Annotated in this window: 22 protein-coding genes; 8 read left to right on the top strand and 14 right to left on the bottom strand. The window is 69.1% G+C overall.

Translation table 11 applies throughout. The annotated features are described in order from the left end of the window. Positions 1 to 2160 carry an ATP-binding protein gene (locus ABFO07_RS29485; protein WP_347469183.1) on the top strand — a complete coding sequence of 720 codons (2160 nt, stop codon included), beginning with the start codon at positions 1 to 3 and terminating at the stop codon, positions 2158 to 2160. Here ABFO07_RS29485 and ABFO07_RS29490 read toward each other — a convergent pair. Further along, positions 2157 to 4646, bottom strand: coding sequence for an ATP-binding protein (locus ABFO07_RS29490; protein WP_347469185.1), 2490 nt, complete (start codon positions 4644 to 4646; stop codon positions 2157 to 2159). The two genes, ABFO07_RS29485 and ABFO07_RS29490, sit on opposite strands and share 4 nt — an antisense overlap. Before the next feature lie 252 nt (positions 4647 to 4898). Here ABFO07_RS29490 and cblR point away from each other — a divergent pair, with 252 nt between their 5' ends. The 3 genes from cblR (at position 4899) to ABFO07_RS29505 (ending at position 7205) form a co-directional block, all read left to right on the top strand. Then, on the top strand, positions 4899 to 5606 hold the full coding sequence (gene cblR / locus ABFO07_RS29495; protein WP_347469187.1) for a cable pilus system response regulator transcription factor CblR: 708 nt from the start codon (positions 4899 to 4901) through the stop codon (positions 5604 to 5606). A 224-nt stretch (positions 5607 to 5830) separates the two neighbouring features. After that, a complete protein-coding gene (locus tag ABFO07_RS29500; RefSeq protein ID WP_059879253.1) occupies positions 5831 to 6259 on the top strand; it encodes a PRC-barrel domain-containing protein in 429 nt (142 codons plus the stop codon). A gap of 301 nt (positions 6260 to 6560) precedes the next feature. Next, positions 6561 to 7205 carry a hypothetical protein gene (locus ABFO07_RS29505; RefSeq protein ID WP_347469189.1) on the top strand — a complete coding sequence of 215 codons (645 nt, stop codon included), beginning with the start codon at positions 6561 to 6563 and terminating at the stop codon, positions 7203 to 7205. Between the two features lie 69 nt (positions 7206 to 7274). Here the strand turns inward: ABFO07_RS29505 and ABFO07_RS29510 are convergent, their stop codons facing one another. Both ABFO07_RS29510 and dapF read right to left on the bottom strand, forming a co-directional pair. Beyond that, entirely contained in the window at positions 7275 to 7973 is a 699-nt protein-coding gene (locus ABFO07_RS29510) for a hypothetical protein (RefSeq protein ID WP_347469191.1), read from the bottom strand. A 77-nt stretch (positions 7974 to 8050) separates the two neighbouring features. Continuing rightward, the gene (dapF, locus tag ABFO07_RS29515) at positions 8051 to 8875 is read right to left on the bottom strand and encodes a diaminopimelate epimerase (protein WP_347469193.1); all 825 of its coding nucleotides are present in this window, start codon (positions 8873 to 8875) and stop codon (positions 8051 to 8053) included. Between the two features lie 471 nt (positions 8876 to 9346). On the opposite strand from dapF, the gene ABFO07_RS29520 reads away from it, so the two are divergent. The 3 genes from ABFO07_RS29520 to trhA all read left to right on the top strand — a co-directional run bounded on the left by ABFO07_RS29520 (position 9347) and on the right by trhA (position 12551). Further along, entirely contained in the window at positions 9347 to 11425 is a 2079-nt protein-coding gene (locus tag ABFO07_RS29520; protein WP_347469195.1) for a carbon starvation CstA family protein, read from the top strand. A 12-nt stretch (positions 11426 to 11437) separates the two neighbouring features. After that, positions 11438 to 11644 carry a YbdD/YjiX family protein gene (locus ABFO07_RS29525; RefSeq protein WP_059565077.1) on the top strand — a complete coding sequence of 69 codons (207 nt, stop codon included), beginning with the start codon at positions 11438 to 11440 and terminating at the stop codon, positions 11642 to 11644. Between the two features lie 286 nt (positions 11645 to 11930). After that, entirely contained in the window at positions 11931 to 12551 is a 621-nt protein-coding gene (trhA, locus tag ABFO07_RS29530) for a PAQR family membrane homeostasis protein TrhA (RefSeq protein WP_059801203.1), read from the top strand. Positions 12552 to 12592: 41 nt separating this feature from the next. Here trhA and ABFO07_RS29535 read toward each other — a convergent pair whose 3' ends face one another. From ABFO07_RS29535 to ABFO07_RS29575, 9 genes are all read right to left on the bottom strand, one after another. Continuing rightward, positions 12593 to 12958: a DOPA 4,5-dioxygenase family protein gene (locus ABFO07_RS29535; protein WP_059565079.1), complete on the bottom strand. Its 366-nt coding sequence runs from the start codon at positions 12956 to 12958 to the stop codon at positions 12593 to 12595. Positions 12959 to 13077: 119 nt separating this feature from the next. Continuing rightward, positions 13078 to 13251 carry a hypothetical protein gene (locus ABFO07_RS29540; RefSeq protein ID WP_155628698.1) on the bottom strand — a complete coding sequence of 58 codons (174 nt, stop codon included), beginning with the start codon at positions 13249 to 13251 and terminating at the stop codon, positions 13078 to 13080. Next, positions 13248 to 13676, bottom strand: coding sequence for a hypothetical protein (locus ABFO07_RS29545; RefSeq protein ID WP_059565080.1), 429 nt, complete (start codon positions 13674 to 13676; stop codon positions 13248 to 13250). Before ABFO07_RS29545 ends, ABFO07_RS29540 begins: the two co-directional genes overlap by 4 nt. Positions 13677 to 13725: 49 nt before the next feature. Continuing rightward, positions 13726 to 15204 (bottom strand): efflux transporter outer membrane subunit, encoded by a 1479-nt coding sequence (locus ABFO07_RS29550; RefSeq protein ID WP_124596447.1) that lies wholly within the window; start codon positions 15202 to 15204, stop codon positions 13726 to 13728. Positions 15205 to 15214: 10 nt separating this feature from the next. Beyond that, positions 15215 to 16129: an HlyD family secretion protein gene (locus tag ABFO07_RS29555; RefSeq protein ID WP_347469198.1), complete on the bottom strand. Its 915-nt coding sequence runs from the start codon at positions 16127 to 16129 to the stop codon at positions 15215 to 15217. Positions 16130 to 16145: 16 nt separating this feature from the next. Then, positions 16146 to 16340, bottom strand: a complete 195-nt coding sequence (locus ABFO07_RS29560) for a DUF1656 domain-containing protein (RefSeq protein WP_017330999.1) — start codon at positions 16338 to 16340, stop codon at positions 16146 to 16148. Further along, entirely contained in the window at positions 16330 to 18435 is a 2106-nt protein-coding gene (locus ABFO07_RS29565) for an FUSC family protein (RefSeq protein ID WP_347469199.1), read from the bottom strand. The genes ABFO07_RS29560 and ABFO07_RS29565 overlap by 11 nt, the downstream gene beginning before the upstream one ends. Before the next feature lie 111 nt (positions 18436 to 18546). Continuing rightward, positions 18547 to 19470, bottom strand: coding sequence for a LysR family transcriptional regulator (locus ABFO07_RS29570; RefSeq protein ID WP_059879271.1), 924 nt, complete (start codon positions 19468 to 19470; stop codon positions 18547 to 18549). Between the two features lie 132 nt (positions 19471 to 19602). Further along, positions 19603 to 20103, bottom strand: coding sequence for a flavin reductase family protein (locus ABFO07_RS29575; RefSeq protein WP_347469201.1), 501 nt, complete (start codon positions 20101 to 20103; stop codon positions 19603 to 19605). Between the two features lie 149 nt (positions 20104 to 20252). Here ABFO07_RS29575 and ABFO07_RS29580 point away from each other — a divergent pair, with 149 nt between their 5' ends. Continuing rightward, on the top strand, positions 20253 to 20750 hold the full coding sequence (locus ABFO07_RS29580) for a hypothetical protein (RefSeq protein WP_059889627.1): 498 nt from the start codon (positions 20253 to 20255) through the stop codon (positions 20748 to 20750). Between the two features lie 127 nt (positions 20751 to 20877). Here ABFO07_RS29580 and hpnH read toward each other — a convergent pair whose 3' ends face one another. Together hpnH and ispH are read right to left on the bottom strand one after the other, a co-directional pair. Then, positions 20878 to 22038 (bottom strand): adenosyl-hopene transferase HpnH, encoded by a 1161-nt coding sequence (gene hpnH / locus ABFO07_RS29585; RefSeq protein WP_059565086.1) that lies wholly within the window; start codon positions 22036 to 22038, stop codon positions 20878 to 20880. 12 nt (positions 22039 to 22050) lie between these two features. Further along, entirely contained in the window at positions 22051 to 22992 is a 942-nt protein-coding gene (gene ispH / locus ABFO07_RS29590; protein ID WP_059565087.1) for a 4-hydroxy-3-methylbut-2-enyl diphosphate reductase, read from the bottom strand. Between the last annotated feature and the right edge of the window lie 328 nt (positions 22993 to 23320).

Here is a 23320-nt window from a genome sequence, read left to right on the forward strand (position 1 = left end):
ATGGAAGCAAGGTTCTCGGCGCATGGCCCGATCCGGGTCAGGCTTGGTCGGGCACTGGTGGCCGTGCTGCTCGGCGCATCGCTGGGCGCGAGCGCCGCGACCGTCTGCTGGAAGCCGGTCTTCACCGACGAGGAACTGCGGTGGATCAAGGCGCACCCGGTCGTGCACATCGCGGTCGAGGCGAACTGGTATCCGATCGAGTACATGCGCAATCGCCAGCACGGCGGGCTCGTCGCGGGCTATCTGAACGCGATTTCGAAGATGACCGGGCTCACGTTCGAGACCGTGCCGGGCACGGAGTGGGGGCATGCGTACGCGGCGCTCGCCAGCGGCAAGGTCGACCTGCTGCCGGGCGTATGGCGGGAACTGGCCCCGGAACGCATCGGCGCCGGTGCGCTGATCAGTTCGCCGTACCTTGTCGGGCGACTGACCGCCGTGACGCGCAACAATTCCGCGATGATTTTCAGCCTGCAGCGGCTCAAGGGCCGGCGCGTCGCGATCAAGGGGCGCGGCGCGGTCGAATACTTCACGCGGCACAGCGGCGTGCCGCTCGACGTGCTGACGTACGACACCGAGGCGCTCGCGCTCGCCGCGGTCGCCAACGGCGAAGCCGACGCCGCGCTCGGCGTGGACGTCACGATCCTGCCGATCGTCCGTCGGCAGTTTTTCGGCCAGCTCTACATGTCGGGCATGCTGGCGGACCGCCCGGTATCGCTGGCGATGCTCACGCGCACCGACCTGCCGATTCTCGCGTCGATCATCGACAAGTCGCTGGCGGCGATCCCGGTGAAGGAGACGGCCGCGATTACACGGGATTGGGTGGAACTGGGCGACTACGGCAAGCCGACGATCCGCTCGATCCTGCACTATCGTGCGCCGGTGGTGCTCGCGATCGTCGTGACGCTGGTGACGTTCGCGATGCTCACGTACCTGTCGTGGAAGTCCCGCGCGGCCGCCATTCGCAGCAGGCGCGAGAAGGCGATGTTTCTCGCGTTCGTCAGCCACGAAATCCGCACGCCGATGCAGACGATCCTGTCGTCGCTCGAATTCCTGCAGCGCTCGGGGCTGTCCGGGCAGCAGGCCGAGCGTGCGGAAGCGGCCGCGTTCGCGTCCGATACGCTGCTGACACTGCTCGACGACATCCTCGAACACTCGCGCCTCGAGTCGCGCAAGGTCACGCTGTCGCCGCACGCGGTCGAGCTCGAGTCATGGGCCCGGCAGACCGTCGACATGGTGCGCTGGCGGGCCGAACGAAAGGCGCTCGCGCTGACGCTCGACGTCGCGGGCCCGCGGGGGACGCGTGTCGTGATCGATCCCGTGCGCGTGCGCCAGATCGTGCTGAACCTGCTCGTCAATGCGATCAATTTCACGGCGGCCGGGGCCGTCACACTGCGTGTCCATTTTTTTGCCGCCCCCCAGGGACGAAACGGTACGCTGCTCATCGAGGTGCGCGACACCGGCGTCGGCATCGCGCCCGACCGCTTCAGGCACCTCTTCGACGCGTACTGGCAGGCGGACTGTCGTTCGCGACAGGGGGCGGGCGGCAGCGGGCTGGGGCTCGCGATCTGCCGCGAACTCGTCGAGTTGATGCATGGCACGATCACGGTCGACAGCACGCCGCATGTCGAAACGGTGTTTACGGTGCAACTGCCGGTGACCGCGGCGGAGGCCGCGCCGCCAGCACGGCGCGCTGCCACGGCGCCCGTGACGGCCTGTACGGCAGTGCCGCACGCGCGCCGCGATGCGCCGCGCATCCTGATCGTCGACGATCACGAGGCCGTGCGGGCCGCATTGCGGCACCAATGCGACGAACTCGGCTGCGCCGGCCTCGTCGCCGGCTCGGGCGAGCAGGCGTTGCGGCAACTCGCGCATGAGCAGGTCGATATGGTGCTGCTGGATTGCAATCTGCCCGATATCGACGGTTATGCGCTCGCGCGGATGATCCGGCAGGAAGAAGCCACGCGGAAGGCGGGACGTGTTCCGATCATCGCGATATCGGCGGTGTCCGGCGATGCGCACCGGGTGCGTTGCCTGGAAAGCGGGATGGACGGCGTGCTCGGCAAGCCGCTGAGGTTCGAAGCGCTCCGGCAGGCGGTCGTGCGATGGTGCCCGACGTATACGACGGCGGACGGCACGGCGGATACGTCGAACGATCGCTAGGATCGCGGCGTGCCGGGCCCGGCCGTGTCGGCGCGATGCAGGCGCAGCAGTTCGTCGCCGAGCATGCCGATGCCGGGTGCGATTGCGCCCGACGCGAACTGCAGCCGGCGCTCGAGCTCGGCCGCCAGTTCACTCGTCGTCGCATGGCCGGCCACCGCGGCGGCGCCCTTGATCCGGTGCGCCGCGTGACGCGCGCGATCGACATCGCCGTTCGACAACGCCTCGCCGAGCGCCGCCAGATCGGCATCGACGCTTTGCCGGTAGATCGCGCGGAAGTCGGATTGCGCCGGTTGCGCGCCCTGCGTCGGCCGCGCTGTATCGTCGTCGTCACGGGCCGGACACCACAGGTCGATCATCTGGCGCAGCGCGTCGAGCCGCAGCGGTTTGCCGAGCACGCCATCCATCCCGCTGTCGAAACACCGCTCGCGATGCGCATCGCCCGTCGACGCCGAGATCGCGATGATGGGCGTGCGCGCCCCCTTTCGCAGCCGCTCGCCATCGCGCATGCGCCGCGCGACCGTGTAGCCGTCGATGTCGGGCAGATCGCAATCCAGCAGCACCATGTCGAACGCCGTGTGCTCGAACAGCGCGAGCGCCTGTTCGCCGGTGTCGGCAATGGCCGAGTTGCACGCGAGCGCGTCGAGTTGATGCTGGATCGCATGCTGAACCGCTGCGTGGTCGTCGACGATCAGGATCGTCGGGCCGTTCGCGCTCGGCTGCGAGCTGTCGGCTTCGACAGGCTCCGGCAGCTGCGCGGGCAGCGACGGTTGGGGCGCCTGCGCCGGCGCCTGCGCGGCGCGTTGCACCGGCAGGAGCACCGTGAAGATCGTGCCCTTGTCCGGGCTGCTGCTGACGGTCACCACGCCTTTCATCAGGCCGACCAGTTCGCGACAGATCGACAGCCCCAATCCGCTGCCGCTCACGCGGCGGTTTTGCGACTGCTCGACGCGCTGGTACGGCTCGAATATGGTGCGCTGGCGTTCGGGCGGAATGCCGATTCCGGTATCGCGAACTTCGATCACGAGCGAGCCGGCGCGGCCCGGTTTGCCTTCGAGATAATCGACGCGCAGTGCAACCGAGCCGGCCGACGTGAACTTGATCGCGTTGACGAGCAGGTTCAGCACGATCTGCCGCGTGCGCACCGGGTCGATCAGCACGCACAGGTCGGGTGGGCACGCGAGTTCGAGTGCGAAGCTCAGCTTCTTCTCGTCGACCCGCCAGCGCACCATGTCGGCGCTGCGCTGCACCCAGGGCTGGACATGCGTCGGCTCGGGCGCGAGCGTCACGTTGTGCGATTCGAGGCGCGAGTATTCGAGGATGTCGTCGAGCAGCGTCAGCAGCGATTCCGACGCGGCCATCGCCGCGTCGGCGCGGCTCGCCTGCCTGGGCGCCAGGTTCGAGCGCTGCAGCAGCTCCACCGACGACAGGATCGTGTGCATCGGCGTGCGGATCTCGTGGCTGATGAATGCGAGGAACATCGCCTTGTCGCGCTCGCTGCGCACCGCCGCGACGCGCGAGCGCCACGAAACGAATGCGATCGCCGCCAGCGCGAGCAGGCCTGCTCCGGCCGCCGTGACCTGCCAGCGCCGGTAGTAGAGGATCGAGCGCAGCGACGGCTTGCCGTAGTCGGCCGTCTCGATCCATTGACGCGTGATCTCATCGACCTCGCGCGCAGGGATTGCCGCGAGCGACTTCTCGAGTATCGACGCGAGCACCGGCATGTCGCGGCGCGTCGCCATCGCCAGCGCATACTGGCCGTCCGGCAAACCGCCCGCCACGAAGAGCTTGTCGTGGAATTGCCTGCGCATCAGCGGCAGGATCGACATGTCGGTGCCCACGGCGGCATCGGCCTCGCCGTTCGCGACGGCCGCGAGCGCCTGGCTCTCGTCGTCGTAGGTCAGCAGGGTCACGGGTATGTCGCCGTGGCGGATCGCGGCTTCCAGCGCGCCGCCGCCCTTGATCGCGACGCGTCGGCCGGCGAGGTTCTGGGCGTCGACGAGCAGGTTCGGGTGCTCGGGCGCCACGACGAAAACCGTGCCGACGAAGTAGGGCCGGCTGACGATGATGTGGTCACGGGACCAGGCCCAATCGTCGTGCTTCGCCGCATCGGACGCGATGTCGAGGTGACGGAGCCACGGTGCGTCGAACCTGCTGCGCCACGTCACGTCGGGGACGACGTCGATCCTGCCGGACGCCAATGCGTCGGGCGAGCCGCGCCACGATATGCCGTCGACGTATTCGAAGCGCAGCCCGCTGATTCGCGAGACGGCGTCGAGAAACGACGGCACGACGCCGACGGCCTTGCCGTGTTCGCGAAATTCGAACGGCCGCCAGTTCGGATCGGCGCGGGTTCGCACCACGGGGTGCTCGGCGATCCACGCCTTTTCCTCCGGCGTGAATTCGGGCGCGCCGGCTGCCCAGTCGATCGCCGGCATCAACCCGACGATCAGGCCGATCAGGACGGCGCAACGCTTCGAACTCGTCATGCTTGCGTCCTTCCACCGTGTTATCGGTCGCACGTTGCGTAAGCGCGACACGATGCCATGTGAAGCCACGCAATGCAACGCGGAACGGCGACGCCGACGAACGCGGCCGCCCGCCGCATTTAGCCGGTGGGGTTAAAAATTAGCCAGAAAGCCGGTAAGCTAATCCCGATAATCAGCAGCGTTGATGGCGTGCGGCGACAAGAACGGGAATCGACCATCGACAGCCGCACCACGATAAACAAAGGGTTAGCAATGAGGCCAGAGCACCAGCCGATCCGCGTCGTGATCTTGGACGACCATGCCGTCGTCCAGCTCGGGATCACCAGTTATCTGAACGACAGGCCCGGCATCGCGGTGGCGGCGAGCTTTGCAAAGTCGCGCGACCTGATCCGCTGGCTCGAAGCGAATCGCGCGGATGTCGTGCTGCTCGACTACACGCTGGGGCCCGACGAGATCGACGGGCTCAATCTCGTCAAGCTGGTCAACACGCGCTTTCCGGCGTGCAGGATCCTGATGATGTCGAGCAGCGATACGCCGGCGACCGTCAACATGACGATGCGCGCGGGTGCGCTCGGCTTCGTCGGCAAGAGCGAGGACCTGGGCGAGCTCGCGCATGCGATCCGCGTCGTCGCGAACGGCCGCCCGTACATCAGCACCGAACTGGCCGAGCGGATCACGTCGAGCGAGACGCCCGACCCGCGCGTGGCGGAGCCGAAGCCCGCGAACGGCGACGCCGCCGCGCCGGCCGATGCGGGCCCGTCCGCCGACCTGCGGCTCAGCCCGCGCGAGCACGAGGTGCTGCGCTGCTATCTCGCGGGCATGTCCGTGTCCGACATCGCGTCGAAATTCTCCCGCAGCCGCAAGACGATCAGCGCGCAGAAGCAATCGGCGTTTCGCAAGCTCGGCATCCGTAGCGATGCCGAACTGTTCGCATCCCGCAAGCTGCTCGAGGAAAGCTGAACGCAGCCCGGTTCGTGCGTCGCGCGGTGCCGCTGCGGCATGGTGTCCGATGCAGCGCCGCGCGAGCGGCGCTAACATGGCGCCAGTGTCGCGCGACTCCCCGAGGTCAGTCCCGCTCGCGTCGCGCACACGCAGCGGCGGCGCGGCCGGCCGCTGCTGCCCTCGACGAAGCGCGCGCCGCTTCGCTCCCGGAACCAAACACAAACGAACCGGAGTTCATCAGCATGACTTTCCACAAGACCCTCGTCGCAGCCGCCATCCTGGCGTCGAGCATCAGCGCGCATGCGCAGATCGCGGGCGCGCAGCCGCTCAGCGTCACCGTCGAACAATCGCAGGCGCTGCTCGAAGGCTGGAGCGTGAAGAAGAGCGTGCTCGGCAAGCCCGTGTACAACGACCAGAACCAGAAGGTCGGCACGATTCGCGACCTGATCGTCGCACCGGACGGCTCGGTGTCGGCGGCGATCGTGTCGGCGGGCGGCTTCCTCGGTGTTGCGGCGCACGACGTCGCGGTGCCGATCGCGTCGCTCGACGTGCGTAGCGGCAACATCTATCTGCCGGGCGCGACGAAGGACGCGCTGAAAGCGACGCCGGCGTTCCAGTATGCGAAGGTGCCGTCGCCGCCGAAGCCGAAGCAGATCGAAGAAAAGCATTGATCCGCGTGTGACGCGGGAGCCCGGTGCGCGATGCACCGGGCCGCTTATTCTTCGCGCCATACCCTCGCCGGTCCATGCCGCGCGAAATCCCGCAGGGCCGCCGCGAGCGATGTGCCACGTAACGTGAGCTGTCGACCGCATCGCGACGCACCGTCTTCGCACTCCCGAATCCTCTCACCTTTTCCCATCGAAGCACGCCGCGCGAACGCGAACAGGCCGCGGCAACGGTTCGGGCTGCGGCTGTCGCAGTATGTTTCGTGCTGCTTATGGGCTGGTCGTGAACAACGGTGCGGGCTTGTCGATGGCCGTCTTCACCGCTTCGCCGTCATCCAGGTCCATGTGCGCGGCGCAGTCCGGCGTCGAGCTGCAGGGCACGCTTCAAGTTTTGTGTGAAGAATGCCGTAATAAGACTGTAGGGAATCTCGCGTTCCGCTATCACCATTCGTTCACGAAATTTACGGGAGAAATCATGCAGATCGATGCTTCGCTGGCCGCGAATACGACGCAAGCCACGGCGAACCAGACCGCCGGTGCATCGGCCAGTCAGCCGGCCGCCGCCGGCACGGCGGCGAACGCCGCGCGTCCCGCGTCCGCCGACGGTTCGGCCGCAGCGGCGGACAAGGCCGGCAAGACGGACAAGGCCGGCCAGGCCGACAGCGGGGAAAAGGTGGGCGGACCGGGCGCGTCGGGCGAAGACCCGGCGGCCAAGGTGCTGAAGGAGCTGATCGAGAAGCTGCAGCGGCAGCTCGCGGAGCTGCAAAAGCAGATCGGGCAGGTGTCGCAGCGCGCGCAGAAGGACCCCGCGGCCCAGGCCGAAATGCAGGCGCTGAATTCGCAGGCCGGCCAGATATCCGCCGCGCTGCAAGCCGCGGTCACGAAGATGGCGGAACTGATGCGCAGCAAGTCGGGCGCCGCGACGGGCGGCCTGGTCTCGACGCAGGCCTGACGCGACGCGGCTGCGGCCTCATGCGGCGCCGCGCTCAGCCGTAGCGCGCTTCGTCTCGGGCCGCGCCGCTCACAACGGATGGGCGGCGCCGGCCTGCGCCAGCAGCGACACGGCGGCCGGGGCGGGCATGCCGTTGGCGTCGATCGCGCCGGCCGCCGCGAGCGCGACGAGGTCGCTGTCGACGCCCGGCTGGCTGACCACGAACGGCGTCGTCAGGAACGCCGGCGCCGCCAGCGTGAGCGCGTAGCGCTGCTGCAGGTTCGCGACGACCGCCGCCTGCGCGGCCTGCACGTTGGACTGGTTCTCCAGCACCTGCTGGAAGTGCGCGTTGTTCGGCAGGTCCGCGATCACGCGGGCCGTGCTCGTGCCGAGCTGCGCGGCGAGGTAGACGAGCATCAGCTCGGTTTCCGGCGTCGTATTGAAGGTGCCGCCGGCGAACGCGACCGAATGCAGCGTCGCGCCGCCGGACGTCACGGTGATCGTGCAGGGCAGCGTCGCGTTGAGCGTCAGGCTGTAGTGCCCGCCGCCGTCGGTCAGCGTGGACCCCGAACCCTGCGCGCAGTTGACGGCGAGCGTCGCGCTGGCGAGCGCGGGGCCCGTGGCGGCCGTGCCCGACAAGGAGATGGTCTGCGTGGGGCCGTTGCGGTTGAAGCACCCGTCATTGAAGCCGAAGCAGGCTTCGCCGCCGCACGCGGACAGCGCCGCCAGCGAAGCCACGCAAAGTGCGCCCAGCGCGGGGCGGATGAAGCACGCATCGTGAGTGTTCATGGCCGCTGCTTTCGATGAAAGGGGAAGACGAAGCGGTTTCGCGCCGGGCGCGCCGGCGCATGGCTCAATTCTAGGTTCTATTCCCCGAAATCGCTCGTGGGTTCGGCGGACCAGACGCCGCTGTAGACGGCTTCAACCGGCCCCGTCAGCAACACGCCCGCGTGGCCGTCCCAGCCGACCGTCACGATCCCGCCGTCGCATTCGACCGCGACGCTCGCACGCAACAGGCCGCGCCGGATGCCGTTGACCACGGCGCCGCACGAACACGATCCCGAGCCGAGCGGCACGCCGCCGCCGCGCTCCCAAATGCGAAGACGGATCCGCGCCGGGTCGATCACCTGCACGAAGTGAACGTTGGTCTTCAGCGGAAACAGCGGATGCGATTCGATGGCCGGCCCGAGCGCCGCCACGTCGATCGCGCGCACGTCGTCGACGAAGAACGTGCAATGCGGATTGCCCATGTTGCATGCGGCCGGCGCGCCGGGCAGCGGGAGCGCCAGCGTGTCCGCCTCGCAGGCGAGCGGCACCTGCCGCCAGTCGACGAGCGGATGGCCCATGTCGACCGTGATCAGCCCGTTCGCTGCCGCCGAGCACGTCAGCAGCCCGCGTGCGGTCCTGAGCACGGCGGACGCCGCGCCGGTCTCGCGCAGCACGCGCCAGGCGACGCCTCGCGTCGCGCTGCCGCACGCGTCGAGCGTCGAACCGTCCGGGTTCCAGAAGGTGACGCGGGCGGCGGCATCGTCGCAGTCCGTCATCACGGCAAGCTGGTTGAAGCCGATCCCGCGATGCCGGTCGCCCATCGCGCGGGCGAGATTTCGATCGACGATGTCGGCCTGGCCGCGCAGGTCGACGATCGCGAAGTCGTCGCCGTTCGCGTGCATCTTGTGAAACGGGATGGGCATGGCGGCTCCTCGGTCCGGCGTGAGTCGTGACATGGTCTTCCAGGTTGGATGGCGTCGGCCGTCGACGACGCTCGGCTCATGCATTCAGTCGTTGCTCGTCGGTGCCATTGTCGCCGAGCGCCGTCAGCCACGCCGCATTTACACCGCTCTACGTAATTCTACGTAGCCCCGCATACGTAGTTATCCGCTTGTAAGCCCGGCCCCGAACCCGAATACTACGAACCCACCACACCTGCCTTTGCGAGGCCGGTGCGCGGCGCAATGCCGCGTTGGGCGCGCGGTCGACCAGCCGCGCGATGTCGACAACTAAACCTCGTCGCGTGGGACCGCAGCAAGCGCTGATGTGCCGACTCCGGTCAACCGCCAAGCACGGGACCGGAGTAAGTGCGGATGCACCGGCTCCGGTCGACCGCAAAGCATGGGACCGGAGTAAGCGCTGAAGCGCTAACTCCGGTCGACAAAGGAGACAACATGAATCGGGCTTCCAGCACCCTGATCTGGATTGCGGTCGCGCTATTGGGCGCGTTCGCATTCGGCACGATCGCACTCGCGCATGGCGAGCGCGTCAGCGCCCTCTGGATCGTGATCGCCGCCGTCTGCGTATATCTGATCGCGTATCGCTTCTACAGCCGTTTCATCGCCAGCAAGGTCATGCAGCTCGACGGGCTGCGAATGACGCCTGCCGTGCGCCACAACGACGGCCTCGACTACGTGCCGACCAACAAGTACGTGCTGTTCGGCCATCACTTCGCCGCGATCGCCGGCGCCGGCCCGCTCGTCGGGCCGGTGCTCGCCGCGCAAATGGGCTACACGCCCGGCATGCTGTGGATCCTCGCGGGCGTCGTGTTCGCCGGCGCGGTGCAGGATTTCATGGTGCTGTTCATCTCGACGCGCCGCGACGGCCGCTCGCTCGGCGATCTCGTCAAGATGGAGCTCGGCACCGTGCCCGGCGTGATCGCGCTGTTCGGCGCGTTCCTGATCATGGTGATCATCCTCGCGGTGCTCGCGCTGATCGTCGTGAAGGCGCTGACCAACTCGCCGTGGGGCACGTTCACCGTCGCCGCGACGATTCCGATCGCGCTGTTCATGGGCGTCTACACGCGCTACATCCGCCCGGGCCGCATCGGCGAAGTGTCGATCATCGGCTTCGTCGGGCTGATGGCGGCGATCGCGTTCGGCCAGAACGTCAGCGCGTCGCCGACGCTCGCCGCGTGGTTCACGTTCAGCGGCACGCAGCTCACGTGGATCCTGATCGGCTACGGCTTCGTCGCATCGGTGCTGCCGGTGTGGCTGCTGCTCGCGCCGCGCGACTACCTGTCGACGTTCCTGAAGATCGGCACGATCCTCGGCCTCGCGATCGGCATCCTGATCGTCGCGCCGGAACTGAAGATGCCTTCGCTGACGAAGTTCGTCGACGGCACGGGCCCCGTGTGGTCGGGCAACCTGTTCCCGTTCCTGTTCATCACGATCGCGTGCGGCGCGGTGTCGGGCTTCCACGCGCTGATCTCGTCGGGCACGACGCCGAAGCTGCTCGATAACGAAACCAACGCGCGCTTCATCGGCTACGGCGCGATGCTGATGGAATCGTTCGTCGCGATCATGGCGCTGGTGGCCGCGTGCGTGATCGAGCCGGGCATCTACTTCGCGATGAACGCGCCGGCCGCCGTGCTCGGCACCACGCCGGAAGCGGTCGCGAACACCGTCACGCAGTGGGGCTTCATGCTGACGCCGGACATGCTGACGCAAACCGCGAAGGCCGTCGGCGAGACGACGATCATCGCGCGCGCGGGCGGCGCGCCGACGCTGGCGGTCGGCATGGCGCACATCCTGCACCAGGTGATCGGCGGTGAGGCGATGATGGCGTTCTGGTATCACTTCGCGATCCTGTTCGAGGCGCTGTTCATCCTGACGGCCGTCGATGCGGGCACGCGCGCGGGCCGCTTCATGCTGCAGGACCTGCTCGGCACGTTCCACCCGGCGCTCAAGCGCACCGAGTCGCTGCCGGCGAACCTGGTCGCCACCGCGCTGTGCGTGGCCGCGTGGGGTTACTTCCTGCACCAGGGCGTGGTCGATCCGCTCGGCGGCATCAACACGCTGTGGCCGCTGTTCGGCATCTCGAACCAGATGCTCGCGGCGATCGCGCTGGTGCTCGGCACCGTGGTGCTGTTCAAGATGAAGCGCGAGCGCTATGCATGGGTCACGCTCGTGCCGACGGCATGGCTGCTGATCTGCACGCTGACGGCCGGCTGGCAGAAGGTGTTCGACGCGAACCCGAAGGTGAGCTTCCTCGCGCACGCGGCGAAGCTGCAAGCGGCCGTGGACGAAGGCAAGGTGCTCGCGCCGGCGAAGTCGATCGCGCAGATGAAGCGGATCATCTTCAACGACTACATCGACGCGGCGCTGGCCGGGCTGTTCATCTTCGTGGTGATCAGCATCGCGGTGTACGGCGTGCTCGCGATCCAGCGCGCCCGCCGCGAGGCGAAGCCGACCGTGCGCGAGACGCCGTACGAGGCGATTCCGGCCGCGCAGGCGCTCGGCAGCGGACGCTAAGGAGACGCCGCGATGTTTTCCGATCTCGGCAGTGATCTGCGCAGCGCGGGCCGCTACCTCGGGCAGGCGTTGCGGCTGATGGTCGGCGTGCCCGACTACGACACCTACGTCGCGCACATGCGCGAGACCCATCCGGACCGCGAGCCGATGACGTACGAGGCGTTTTTCCGCGAACGTCAGAATGCAAGGTATGGGTCGGGGGCCGGGAAGTGCTGTTGACGGCCTGAAGCGCCCGGTCGATGCAAAAGCGCCATGACGCGAGTCATGGCGTTTTTTTTTCATTGTGACGGCCGTGCGTGCTTACTTCGACGTGCCGCCTTGCGCGGACAATCCGGGAACGGCAGCGGCGTCTGCGGCGACATGTAGGTCGGCAGCTTGCCGTCCCGGCGGTTGATCGCCTGCGCCTGGATCTCGATCGCTTGATCTGCCCGCTGCTCGGCATCGTTTTCCTGCCGCTATCATATGGACTATTGGCCCCGATGAACCCGCGCAGGAGGACGACGTCGTGCATGCCGGAGAGCGTTTCAACAGCATTACCCATCTCGTCGGCGCGGTGCTGTCGGTGGTGGGGCTGGCAACCCTGGTGACGAGGGGGGCGCTCGCGGGCGACGCTTACAAGGTGGTGAGTTTCAGCGTCTATGGCGCGATGCTCTGCGTGCTCTACGCGATCTCGACGCTTTACCACAGCGTGCGCAATCCGCGCCTGAAAGCCATTCTGCAGAAGTGCGACCATTCGGCGATCTACCTGCTGATTGCCGGCAGCTACACGCCGTTCACGCTCGTCACGTTGCGCGGGCCGTGGGGCTGGTCGCTGTTCGGCGTGAGCTGGGGGCTCGCCGCGTTCGGCATCGCGCAGGAACTCACGCTCGGGCGGCGCACCCGCGTCGTGTCGATGACGCTGTACGTGCTGATGGGCTGGCTTGCGCTCGTTGCCGTCGGCCCGTTGATCCATGCGCTGCCGCCCGTGGGCACCGCGTGGCTCGTGGCGGGTGGCATCATCTACAGCGCCGGCATCTATTTCTTCATCAACGACGAGCGCATCCGCCACGGGCACGGCATCTGGCACCTGTTCGTGCTGGCGGGCAGCCTGTGCCAGTTCGTCAGCGTTGCGCTGTATGTCGCGTGACGCGGGCGGCCGCTCGACGACGTTTCAACGCGGTCCGAGCGTCAGCCAGCCAGCGCCGCCAGGTTCAGTTCGTACGACTTCCCGATCCACACCGCCGAATCGCGATGATCGCGCAGGTCGTCGCCGGTGTTCGGATGCAGGAACAGGTCGAGCGCGCCGTGGTTCAGCACGAGCCACGGCACGATCTCGTCGAAGCGGCTCGCATCGAACGCGATCTGGTACGACCACGCCGGATGCGGCCCGACCAGGCGCTCGTGGAAGCGGCCGAGCTCGATGATCGCGCCGAACCGCTGCTCGACGATCTGCCGGAATGCCCAGGCCGCATCGCGGCTCGCGGCGTCGAAGTAGACGTGTGCGTGCCAGCTGTCGATGGCGGCGACGTCGAGGGGAGTGGCGTGTGCTTGCATGCTGGACGATGACGAGGTGCGCCGTCGCGTCGGCGACGGCCGGAGCGCCATTATCGCGCCCCGCGGCGCGGCCTGCAGTGACGCATGTCATGCATCGCGGCTGCGCCGACGCCGGCGCGTCAGTGCATCCACGATTGCGGCGCGAAGATGATGAACGTCGCGCGCGCGGCGGGCATGCGCCGGCGCATGGCTGCCGCGGGCAGGTGCCGGCGGCGCACGGCGGGCGTCCGTTCGCGCCGCCGCCGGTGGCCGGGCGTCGCCGCGTCCGCGCGCAGGGCGGCCGCGCGCATCATGCGGGGCGAGCCTGCGGCGCCGCGTCGCCCGTGCCGGTCAGCCGCGCGGCGAGCGCGACGGCTTCGTCGAGCGACGCCACCGCTTCATGCGGAATCCCGAACGCCTTCACGGCCGTCTCGCCCTGCGCGGCGACCCACGCGCGCCGCTCGGGATCGGGCTCGACGCTGATCAGCGCCTTGCACACCGCGCCCAGCGCCGCCTTGTTCTGCTTGAGCCAGACCGCGCGATGCTTGCGGTCCTCGTGCGTCTCGTCGGCGTCGAGCGACACGTACACGACGACGAACGGCGCGCCGTCGCGCATCAGCGCGTCGATCTCCTTCTCCCACTGCGGCGCGTAGCCGGGCGTCGCGGCCTGTGCGCGAAACACGCAGAACGGAAACCGGCTGATGTCGTGGACGATGAATGCCTGCGGATCGAGTGTCATGGCAATGCTCCGATGAAGCGTGACGAAAGGAAGGCCGGCGCGATGCGCATCACCGCGCCGACGGCGGTGGCGGGCCGTCGGCCTGCGCGACCGGCGCATCGTGGCGCCAGCCGGCGCCGAGCGCCTTGTACAGCGCGATTACGCCCTGCACCTGCGCGAGCTGGCTGAGCGCGAGCGCGTCGCGGGCGCGGTAGGTCGCGCGCTGCGCGATCAGCACCGACAGGTATTCGCTGAGGCCGTTGCGGTAGAGCCGCGTCGCGCGCGACTGCGCGTCCTGGCTGCTGCCGACCGCCGCGACGAGCGCCGTCTGCCGGTCGCGCTCCGCGTAGATGTCGGTCAGCGCGTCCTCGACTTCGCGAAACGCGACGCGGATGCGCTGCTCGTACGCGAGCCGCGCAGCTTCGGCCGCGGCCCGCGCGGCGCTGACGCCGGCTTGCGCACGGCCGCCGTCGTACAGCAGCTGCGTGCCTTCGAGCGCGACCGACCATGCGACGCTCGCGCTCGTGAACAGGTCCTGCACGAGGCTCGCGGTGGTACCGACGCTCAGCGGAATCGCGAAATGCGGGAACTGCTCGGCGCGCGCGACGCCGATCTGCGCGGTGGCGGCCGCGAAGCGCCGCTCGGCCGCGCGGATGTCGGGCCGCTCGCGGATCACGTCCGACGGCAGCGTGACCGGCAATTGCGGCGCGACGGGCAAGGTCGCGCCGGGCGCGGCCAGCGCGTCGCGCAGCGTGCCCGGAAAGCCGCCCGTCAGCACGCCGATCGCATGCATGAGCTGCGCGGCGTTCGCCTGCAGCGGCGGCAGCGCGGCCTGCGCGAGTTCGAGCTCCGCGTGCGCCTGCGCGACCTCGAACGACGTGCCGAGGCCGTGCCGCTCCGAACGCTCGGTCAGCCGCCGCGTCGCGTCGAGGCTCGCGACGTTGTCGGTCGCGATCCGCAGCCGCGCCTGCGTCGCGCGCAGCGCCGCGTAATCGGAGGCGAGCTCGGCGAGCAGGCTCACGAGGATCGCGTGACGATCGTCGTCGATCGCGTCGACCTGCGCGTCCGCGGATTCGATCGCGCGCCGCGTGCCGCCGAAGATGTCGAGTTCCCACGATGCGTCGACGCCGAGCCGGTAGGTGCGCGACTGGCCGATGCCCGGCGGCCAGTCGAGCGCGCGCGACGAGCGCAGCGCGTTCGCGGTGCCGCCCGCGGAGACCGTCGGGCCGAGCCGGCTTGCCACCTGGTCGCGCTCGGCACGCGCCTGCAGCAGCCGCTGGCGCGCGATCGCGAGATCCTGGTTGCCGTCGATCGCCTGCGCGACCAGGCGGTCGAGCAGCGGATCGCCGAACCCGCGCCACCAGTCCTGCAATTGCGCGGGATCGGCCTGCACGGCGGCGTCGCCGCGCTCGATCCAGCCGGGCGGATGCACGGGCTGCGGCGGCCGATAGTCGGGGCCGACCATCGTGCACGCGGTGAGGGCGGCCGCGCACGCGGCGGAACCGAGCGCGGCGGATAAACGTTGCGGGCGGAAGGAGAAACGTCGCATCGAAGCCGCCTCACATCCACGCATGCAGCCACGACGCGAGCCGGCCGCGCGGCGTCGTTGCGCGGCCCGGCTCGCCGATCTCGACGCTGCACGTCATGCCGGCCGCGAGCAGCACGCCCGCCGGCACGTGATCGAGCTCGATGCGCACCGGAATGCGCTGCGCGAGCCGCACCCAGGTGAAGTTCGGGTTGACGGTCGGCAGGCCGGTTTCGTCGAGCGCGCCGTTCTCGTCGGCGATGCCGCGGCCGATGCTCGTCACGTGGCCGCGCAGCAGCGGATCGAAGCCCATCAGCTTGATTTGCGCGGGCGCGCCCGACGCGATGCGGCGCAGCTTGGTCTCCTCGAAGAAACCGGTGATCCAGAAGCTGTGCGCATCGAGCACCGAGATGTCGGGCCGGCCCGCGACCGCGTAGTCGCCGTGCCGCAAGCGCAATTGCGTGACGTAGCCGTCGACCGGCGCGCGCAGCGTCGCGCGCGCGAGGTCGAGCTTCGCGACGTCGAGCGCGGCCAGCGCCTTCCGGTAGTCGGCCTGCGCGATCGACACCGCGCGGCCCGAGCGCTGGATGTCCTCCTTCGGCACGAGTTCGTCGAGGCCGGTGCGGCGGCGCGCCTCGTCCTGCTTCTGGCGCACCGTCTCGGCGGTCGACGCGACCTGCGCCTCGGCCTGCTCGACCGCGAGCGCGAAGCGCTGCGGGTCGATCCGGTACAGCACGTCGCCTTTCGATACGCGCTGGTTGTCGATCACCGCGACGTCGATCACGGTGCCCGACACTTCCGGCGCGATGCGCACGACGTGCGCGCTGACGCGGCCGTCGCGGGTCCAGGGGGCGAGCACGTACGCGCGCCACAGCGCGGCGACCAGCGCGATCGCGAGGCCGACGGTGGCGAGCGTCAGCAGGGAACGGGTCAGGGGTTTGAGCGACATGACGCGATTCGAAGAACTAAAGAAAAAGGATCAGCGCGGAGACGAGCACGAGCGACACCGCGAACTCGAACAGCGCCGGGTGCCAGACCCGGCGCAGCAGGCCCGCGCGGGCGAGCGCGGCGCGCACGGCCATGTAGAGCGGCACGGTTGCGCACGCATACACGAAGAACGGCGGCAGGTAGATGCCCGCCACGGCGAATTCACTGAGCACGGCGAAGGGCCTCCGGAGCGGGGGTGAAATACGCGGCGTGCGTATGCAGCAGCACGTACACGTCGGCGAACGCGGCCATCAGCCGTTTCAGCTCGGCGTCGCGGCCGGGCTGCGCGGCCGCGAGGCGGGCGAGCGCGCGTGCGGCCCGGCGCGCATGCAACGCCGCGCGCCCGGGCTGCGCCGCGCGGCCGGCGAGCCGCGCGAGCGCGGTGCGCGCGCACCGCCGCGCCGCATCGGGCAGGCCGTCGTGCGCGACGAAGCGGCGGATCCGCAGCAGCTCCTTGCCGACGTGCAGCGCGGCGAGGCCTTCGACGGTGGCCTGCGTCATCGCGGCCGGCTGGCTCGCGAGCAGCGCGCCGAGCTGCGCGATCCGGTGCTGCTGGCGCTGCTGCCACGCGGGCGCCGCCGGCCGATGGCCCGCGAGCAGCGCGAGCGCGTCGTCGCGGATCGTGCGGCGCAGCCGTGCGGTGTCGGCGGCGAGGTTGCGCGGCAGGATCAGCTGGAACGTGAGCAGCGTGATGAACGTCGCGAGCACCCACGCGACCGACTGGTTGAGGAACAGGCCGAGGTCGGGCCGGAACGGATTGGTCGCCGCGTTCAGCGTGTTGAACGCGACGAGGTACGCGAGGCCCGCGAGCGCCGTCTTCGGCACGCTCGTCGCGTAGATGCCGGGCAGCCAGAACAGCGCGAGCGTGACGACGAGCAGCGGGAAGCCGTCGATGCGCGGCAGGATGCCGAACGCGCAGACGAACGCGGCGGGCACCGCCGCGACCGTGCCCTGGATGAACGCCTTCGCGCCGGCGGCCGGGTTGCCGGCCGTCGCGAGCAGCGCGCAGTACGGCGCCACCACGAGCAGCATCATGTCGCCCTGGTTCCACGCGGTCGCGATCCAGAACGCGCCGGTGATCACGATCGCGCACATCGAGCGCACGCCGTTCTCCACGGCCGAGCGCACGTCGCGATGAAAGCGCACGGGCGCGGGCCGGTGGCGCGGCCGTGGCCGCTGCAGCTCGGCAAGGCCTTCGAGCGCGGCGCGGAAGTCGTCGATCTGTTCGAGCAGGCGCTCGCCCGCGATCAGGCGCGCCGCTTCGTCGCGCGGATCGTCGAGCGCGATCGCATCGAGCGCCGCCTTGAAGTGCCGGCGCGCGTCGCCGAGCAGCGCGTGCGCGCGCACGGTGCCGCCCGGGCCGCTCTCGAGCGCGTCGGCGGCGGCCTGCCACGCGGCTTCGAGGCGCGGCTGCAGCAGCGCGATCGCGCGCGCGCCGGGGCTGTCGGCGGGCAGCGGCGGCGTGCCGCCCGCGAGCGCGCCGAACAGCGACGCCATCCCGTGCCGCACCGCGCGCGCGCGCTGCGCGAGGTCTTCCGATTCGGCCTTGCCGAGCGCGAGCAGATCGTCGATGCCGTAGACGCCGGCCAGCAGCGCGAGCCGCTGGTCGTCGCCGGGCGCGGCCGCGATGCCGCCGCGCTGGCGCGCGATCGCGCGCGCGGCGGCGGCGGCGAGCCGCGCGACCAGCGCTTCGAGCCGCGCGCGCACATCGCGCGTCGCGAACAGCATCGACACGAGGCTCAGGCACAGCACGCCGATCACGACCGTCGAGCCGCGTCCGACCACGTGCTCGAAGGTCAGCGCGGGGCGCTGCATCGCGCCGTAGGTCGCGAGGCCGATCGTGTAGCCGGCCACTACCGTGCCCGACGCGCGGAAGTGCCGCAGCAGCGTCATGCCGGCGACGCACAGGCCGAGCCAGAAGCCGAAGCCGAGGATGAACAGCACCGGCTGCTGCGCGAAGCAGCCCATCAGCACGAACGCGACGAGCATCCCGGCGAGCGTGCCGACCACGCGCCACACGCCCTTGCCGATCACCGCGCCCTGCACGGGGTTGATCACGAGCAGCACGGTGGACGCGGCCGAGTACGGCGTCTCCAGCTCCAGCAGGTAGGCGACGCCGAGTGCGAGCGCCGCGGCGGCGATCGAGCGCGCGACGTACGCGCCGCGCGGCGTGAAGATGTCGATGCGCGCGAGCAGGGCGGCCGCCGCCCGGCCCAGGCGCGCAGGCGACATTGAAACGGCCGCCGTCTGGTCTGCTGCGTCACGCACTGCCGGCACTCCACGATGAAGGACGGAGGCAGTCTACGGTTGCCGCCTGCGTTCAGAACAGTGATGTCTTTGCATTCGATGCGTGCGTGCGGCGCACGCATCGGGCGCGCGTCATGCCTGCGCCGGCTGCAACGCCGACGGGCCCGTGCACAGCCCGCGCACGACCCGGCGCAGCCATTGATGCGCCGGGTCGCTCTGGAAGCGCGGATGCCACGCCTGGGTGATCAGCACGGTTTCGAGCGGCACCGGCAGCTCGAAGGTGCGCACGCCGAGCCCCGCCCGCACGGCGCCGCGCGCGAGATGCTCGGGCAGCGGCAGGATCAGGTCCGACTCCTGCAACGCGAACACCGCCGCGTACGGCGTCGGCACGACGAGCAGCACGTGCCGCTGCAGCCCGCGTTCGGCCAGCGCGGCGTCGATCGGGCCGGACGTCTTGCCGCGCCGCGACACGCCGATGTGCGGCCAGCGCGCGAACCGCTCGGGCGTGATGTCGTCGTTGAAGATCGGGTGACGGTTGCGCGCGAGCCCGACGAACGTCGTCGTAAACAGCGGCTGCACGCGAATCTCCGGCCCCAGGCGGCGCGACGCGCTGATGAACAGGTCGATGCTGCCGCTGCGCAGCGCGTCGTCGTCGAGGTCGTCTTCCTCGGGCATGAAGCGCATCATCGCGCGCGGCATGCAGCGCGCCATTTCCTCGAGGAGCTGGCTGCTGTGCATGCCGACGAAGATGTCGTTCGCGCGCACGCTGAACTGCTTGTCGAGCGTGCGCAGGTCGACTTCGGCGCTCGGCGCGAGCAGCTGCGACGCGCGCTCGACCGCCTCGCGCACGACGCCGCGCAGCGCGAGCGCGCGCGGCGTCGGCACCATCTTGCGGCCGGCCTGCACGAAGATCGGATCGCCGACCGTCTCGCGAATGCGCGCGAGCGTGCGGCTCATCGCGGGCGGGCTGAGGTTCATGCGCCGCGCCGCGCCGACGACGCTGCCTTCCTCGAGCAGCGCGTCCAGTGAAATCAGCAGATTCAGGTCGGGTGCCATCGAGTTCTCCAAGTGCATGCCGGGCAATGGTAGTGCACGGCACGACCGCCTGGCGTCAGTGCGGCGCACGCATCGATTGCGCGCCGCATCATGCGCGGCGCACGGGTGCATGCGACACGCGCGGCGGCGCGCTCATTCGTGCGCGCCGGCATGCGACGGCGTACGCGCCGCGTCGGGCGCCAGCGCGCGAATGCCGGCGAACGCACCGTTCACGTACATCAGCGGGTTGATGTCGTCCGACATCGCGACGCGCGTCACTTCGCCGACCAGGATCGAATGCGAGCCCACCTCGAACTGTTCGAGCGTGTCGCAGAAGAACGACGTCTGCGCGTTCTCCAGGTACGGCAGGCCCGTCGCCGCGTCGATGCGCCACGCGCCGTGCGCGAAGCGCGCGTCGGAGCCAGACACGCTGCACGCGAGCGCGAGCGGCGCGTGGCAGCTCTGCAGCGCGTTGACGCAGAAGCGCCGGCGGCCGGTGATCGATGCGTGGATGCTGGCCTGCCGGTTGATGCAGACGAGCACCGTCGGCGGATCGAGCGACACCGACGTAAACGAGCTGGCCGTCATCGCGCACGGCGCGCCGGCCGGGCCGCCGCCCGTCGTCAGGCGGCAAGCGACGCGCAGGGCGGACACCCGGTCAAGGCGTTCTTCGTGAAGACCGCGTACTACTTGAAGGGCGAGAACACGTTCTGATGCGCATGCCCGCGCCGCGTCGGCATGGCGCGACGCTCACCGCGCCCGCGCGCCGCGCGGGCCGCCTACCTTCCTGCCGAGCCTGAATGATGAAGCCTGCGAAGAAGACCAAAGGTCGCCGGCCGCTGACCCGCGAGTGGCTGCTGCCGTTGCCGCCTGCGCACGTGCGCGACATTTCGCTGAAATGCCACATGGCGCTCGTCGCGCTGCGCGGCAATTGCGGACACGAGGAACTGCTGCTGCGCCTGCGCACGAGCGTGTATCTGCTGTTCGTGTCGCTCGACGATGTCCGCAAGCAGGCCGCGAGCGTCGAGCTGTGCCTCGAGGCCGAACGCGTGCTCGATGCCTGTGCGCAGCGCGCGGCCGACGGCGCGGCGTGGGCGCTGCGCGACGACGAATGCGCGGCGCTCGAACGGGTGCTGACCGCACACGACACCTGTGTCGCGACGCTGCCGCGCGTGCGGCTTGCCGACCTGTGGCGCCATGTCTGCGCGTTCGCGGCGAGCGGCGTGCGCGCGCCGCTGGCGCTGGCCGTTGCGAGGATGCGCGAGCACGAAGCACGCGGCATCGCGATGGCAGCGGCCTGAGCGCCCGACGCCGCAAAAGAGAAAAGGGTGCGACGGATTCGTTCCGTCGCACCCTTTTCACATGGCCCGCTGGCGGGGCCGATGCGCGCGGCGGGGGCCGCCGTGCGCATCGCGTCGTGTCGCGGGCTTAAGCCGCTGCGGCCGGTTTCGCCGGCTTTTGCAGCTTGCCCTTGCCGGCGCGCTGGATTTCATCGAGCTTGATCTCGACGTGGCGCGAGAACACGTACTCGGCCGGGCGCTGCTTGTCGATCGGAATGTCCGGCGCGAACGGGCCGTCGGTCTTGATGCCCTTGCGGTTCACCGAGAACGCCTTCAGCGGATGCGCGATCGTGTCGAGCACGGCGGTCGCCTCGAAGCCGCAGTGGACCATGCAGTCCGCGCACTTCTCGTAGTTGCCGACGCCGTAGTTGTCCCAGTTCGTGTCTTCCATCAGTTCCTTGAAGGTCTTCACGTAACCTTCGCCGACCAGGTAGCACGGCTTCTGCCAGCCGAACACCGTGCGCGCCGGGTTGCCCCACGGCGTGCACTTGTAGGTCTGGTTGCCGGCCAGGAAGTCGAGGAACAGCGACGACTGGCTGAACGACCAGCGCTTGCCGCCTTCGCCGCGCTTCAGGATCTCGCGGAACAGGTTCTTCGTCTTGTCGCGGTTCAGGAAGTGCTGCTGATCCGGCGCGCGCTCGTATGCGTAGCCCGGCGACACCGTGATGCCGTCGACGCCGATCGGCTTGAGCGTATCGAAGAACTTCGCGACGCGCTCGGGGATCGCATCGTTGAACAGCGTGCAGTTGATGTTCACGCGGAAGCCGCGGCGTTTCGCTTCCTTGATCGCCGCGACGGCCTTGTCATAGACGCCGTCCTGCGACACGGAGTGATCGTGCATCTCCTTGTCGCCGTCGAGGTGGACCGACCAGACGAAGTACGGGCTCGGCTCGTAGTCGTCCATCTTCTTTTCCATCAGCAGCGCGTTCGTGCAGAGGTACACGAAACGCTTGCGCTTCATGATGCCCTTGACGATTTCCGGCATCTCCTTGTGGAGCAGCGGCTCGCCGCCGGCGATCGACACGATCGGCGCGCCGCACTCGTCGACGGCCTCGAGGCATTCCTCGACGGACAGGCGCTGGTTCAGGATCGGATCCGGATAGTCGATCTTGCCGCAGCCGTTGCACGCGAGGTTGCAGCGGAACAGCGGCTCGAGCATCAGCGCGAGCGGATAGCGTTTGTTGCCGGACAGGTGCTGGCGCATGATGTATGCGCCGACACGGGCTTGTTGGAGCAGCGGAATAGACAAGAGTTGTCCTCCTTAAACTTCGCGGGCGACAGCTTGCGTGAGCTTCGCCGGCAGCTTGAATTCGACTTTTTCCTCACGGCCCGCCATCGTCGTGACCTCGACGGGCCCCAGCGCGCGCAGCGCGCCGATTACATCTTCGACCATCTCCTCGGGCGCGGACGCCCCGGCGGTCAGCCCGACGGTGGTCGCGTTCGCGAACCATTCGGCCTTCACTTCCGAGCCGTCGGCGACGAGGTAGCTCGGCACGCCGCTTTCGGTGCCGATCTCGCGTAGGCGGTTCGAGTTCGAACTGTTGGTCGCGCCGACGACGAGCAGCACGTCGACCTCCGCGCTCAGCTCGCGCACCGCCGCCTGGCGGTTCTGCGTCGCGTAGCAGATGTCGCGCGTGTCCGGCCCGACGATGTCGGTGAACCGGCGCTGCAACGCCTCGATGATGCCGCGCGTGTCGTCGACCGACAGCGTCGTCTGCGTGACGTAGGCCACCGGCGTATCGACCGGCAGCGTCAGCGTGTCGACCTCGGCCTCGCTCTGGACGAGCGTCACCTCGCCCGGAATCTGGCCGATCGTGCCCTCGACTTCCGGATGGCCCGCGTGGCCGATCAGGATCAGCCGGCGGCCCGCCGCGACGTACTGGCGGCCCTGCACGTGCACTTTCGTGACGAGCGGGCAGGTGGCGTCGAGCACGTCGAGCCCGCGCGCTTGCGCGTCGCGCTCGACCGTCTGGGCGACACCGTGCGCGCTGAAGATCGCGACAGCGCCGTGGGGCACCTCGTCGAGTTCCTCAACGAATCGCGCCCCTTTATTACGCAGATTTTCGACGACGTGCCGGTTATGGACAATCTCATGACGCACATAAACCGGCGCGCCGTGCTGTTGCAGCGCGCGATCGACAATCTCGATCGCACGGACAACCCCCGCACAAAAGCCGCGGGGCTGGGCAAGGATGACTCGCATATTGAGCGAACTCCGACGACAGACGCGGGGTTCGAGGGAGCCGGCATGCCAGCTCGATCGCCCCGACTTGATGTTATGAATGCAGGAAGGAACGACCCGGCACCCCGAATTAATCGCGCATTTTAACCCTATCGGCCAGTCCTTGCTTCGGTGCCGTTTCAATCGTGTTGCAATCGCGGGACGGGCGCGTCGGCGCCCGCGCGCGCGGAACCCAGTAAACTAGGCGGTTTCGCCGGCAACCTTTCGGTTGCCTGACGTCGAGCATTTTTCAAGGCCTCGCGATGACCGTCGACTCCCACGACCCGTTCCGCGCCGTTCCCGGCGTTTT

It is taken from the genome of Burkholderia stagnalis (assembly GCF_039848545.1).
Classification (GTDB): domain Bacteria; phylum Pseudomonadota; class Gammaproteobacteria; order Burkholderiales; family Burkholderiaceae; genus Burkholderia; species Burkholderia stagnalis.